The organism is Luteimonas sp. Soil_C_16 (assembly GCF_057657295.1).
In genome coordinates this window covers 1-2,556 of record NZ_JBDGIS010000015.1, presented here as the reverse complement: position 1 = coordinate 2,556, position 2,556 = coordinate 1, and the positions used below count along the sequence as shown (strand labels likewise).

Sequence of the window (2,556 nt, the reverse complement as noted above, 5' to 3'; positions counted from 1 at the left end):
TCGTCGAGCGGATTCGATCTGCAGGCGAGCTTCACCGGTATCGAGGCGTGGGCGCCGATCGCAGGATTCGCACCGGCCCGTTCGGGGGGGCTGGTCGGTCTTGGTGTCGAATCCTGGCTGACGCCGCGCGCGCGGATGTTGCTCGGCGTCGATCAGCGCTTCGGTCCGCGAGGGAGCGACCGGATGGCGTCGATGCGGGTTGCGGTCGGGTTCTGACCTGCGTCTTGCGCGTGAAAAAAGGCCGCCTTCGGGCGGCCCTTTTTTCGGGTGCAGACAGATCCAATACCCGTTGGCAAGTCTGGGCAGTCCTGATTTCTTCCCGCTAAAGTAAGCGGGTGCGCATGAAGCGCCATGGGGAATACAGGGGATGTCCATGTTGAGTGATGTTGCGACGCAGCGCGTGCTGCGCCGTTCTGGGTTGGCGATTGCTGTTCTGATGGGTCTCGTCGCCTGTGGTGGTGGAGGCGGAAATGTCAGGTCAGAGGCGCCGGCGGCGCCTCCGCCAGTGACTCCTCCACCGGTGGCACCGCCACCTACTTCGCCGCCGCCCGAGCCGCCGCCGCCCACCACGCCGCCGCCTTCGCTGGACGCGCACCTGCTGATCACGCGCGCAGGCAATGCGCTCGCGTCCGGCCTGACTGGGCACGGCACCACGATCGGCATTATCGACTCGGGCATCAACGCGGGACATCCGGCGTTCGGCGGACGTGTCGCCGCAAACCTGGTGTATCTCGATCCTCAGCGCAACGATCTGACGGTCGGCGACAAGATCGGCCACGGCACCATCGTGGCGATGATCGCAGCGGGACAGAAGGTGGGCGAGTGGCCCGGTGGCATCGCACCCGGCGCGCGACTGCTGTCCGCGCGCATCATCGGTGACACCGCGCCAGTGGACGACGGGTCCGGTGATGGCAACGAGGTCGGTGGCGGACAGGGTATCGGCATCGAACCCATCCATCAGGATCTGATCGACCGCGGCATGCGGATCATGAACAACTCCTGGGGCGGCCTCTATTGGAACTCGCCGGATGAGACTGCGCCGATCGCGGAGGAATATCGAAGTTTCATTCGCGATCACGATGGTCTCGTGGTGTTCGCGACCGGGAACGAATCGAAGGCGAATCCGACCGACATGGCTGCGCTGCCAAGCCAGGCTGGTCGCGACGGCGCTTTGCCTGCGGCTGATCTCGAAAAGGGCTGGCTGTCGGTTGCCGCCCTCGACACTGCGAATCCGGGGCGACTCGCGTCCTACTCGAACGCGTGCGGCATCGCGATGCGCTATTGCATGGTCGCACCCGGCACGGTGGCGTTTCCGGATTTCGAGATGAGACCGGGCGATGTGCCTGAGTTCTATTACGGCAGCGGGACGTCCTTTGCCGCGCCTCAGGTTTCCGGTGCAGCGGCACTCGTCTGGGAAGCCTTTCCCTATTTCGGCAATGATCTTGTACGTCAAACGCTGCTCGGTACCGCGACCGACCTGGGAGCTCCCGGTGTCGATGATGTGTTCGGTTATGGCCTGTTGAACGTTTCCAAGGCCGTGCAAGGCCCGGCACGCTTCGACTGGGGCAATGTGACGGTCTCCACGAGCAACGGAACGTCGCGCTGGAGCAACGGAATTTCCGGTGAGGGTGGGCTGATCAAGCGCGGCAGCGGCACGCTGGAACTTGCGGGATACAACGATTACACGGGCGTCACGCGCGTCGAGTCCGGCAGCCTGTTGGTAACCGGGGAACTGCGGAAATCGGATGTGGAAGTCGGATCAGCCGGCAGGCTGTTGATTGGCGGAGCCTTGTGGGGGGATTTGAGGAACGATGGGGTGGTGAGCGTCAGTACGTTGTCATCGCAGCGCGTGCTCGGCGATTTCCTGCAGACGCCGGCTGGCCGCCTCGACGTGGTCCTGGGCAATGGCGCGTTGGAGGCGCACGGAGCAGCACGGCTGGATGGAGGTCTGCATGTGTCGGGTGTCCGCTCGGGTTACACGGCGCAGAATTCCGTGCCCGTGTTCAGAGCGCTCAACGGGTTCGAAGGCGAGTTCGCAACGTTGACGCACGATGCTGGACGATTGTTCTTCGAGGGATCGATCCGCTACGAATCGAAGCGGACGGTCTACCTCGACATTACCCGTCTCGATGTACTGGCCGTTGCTTCAGGGCTTGGTGTCATCGAGCCCGCGTCGCTGTCTTCTGCGCGCCGCCTCGAAGCCGCGTTCTCCGGATTGGACGCGCTGCTCGCGGAGAATTCCGACAGCGCTGCCGCTTTCAGGCTCCGTGCTGGAGAACTCCAGGGCATCGATGACCCGGCCTCGGCGAAAGCCGCGTTCGCGAGCATGTCCGGCGCGCAACATGCGGCGGCGCTGACGGCGACGTTCGACAACGTCGACATGGGGCGGCGCGCGATCGCGTCGCGCGTGGGAGCGCTGGCGGCGCGCGATGCGGCGGCTGGCGTGTGGAAGACATCCCTGGGGCAGGACGGCAGCGGTGGCTTCGCGCGTGACGGCTTCAGCGTCGATGGCTGGAGCATCGGCCGCGATCATCTGCTCGGCAACGGACTGGTCGC

2 protein-coding genes are annotated in these 2,556 nt (G+C 64.8%); both read left to right on the top strand.

Going from position 1 to position 2,556, the window contains the following annotated elements; all coding sequences use genetic code 11:
• The coding region (locus AC3A5T_RS16910) for a hypothetical protein (protein ID WP_487629527.1) at nucleotides 1-216 on the top strand (216 nt) is incomplete at its 5' end.
• Nucleotides 217-373: 157 nt separating this feature from the next.
• The coding region (locus AC3A5T_RS16905) for a S8 family serine peptidase (protein ID WP_487629528.1) at nucleotides 374-2,556 on the top strand (2,183 nt) is incomplete at its 3' end.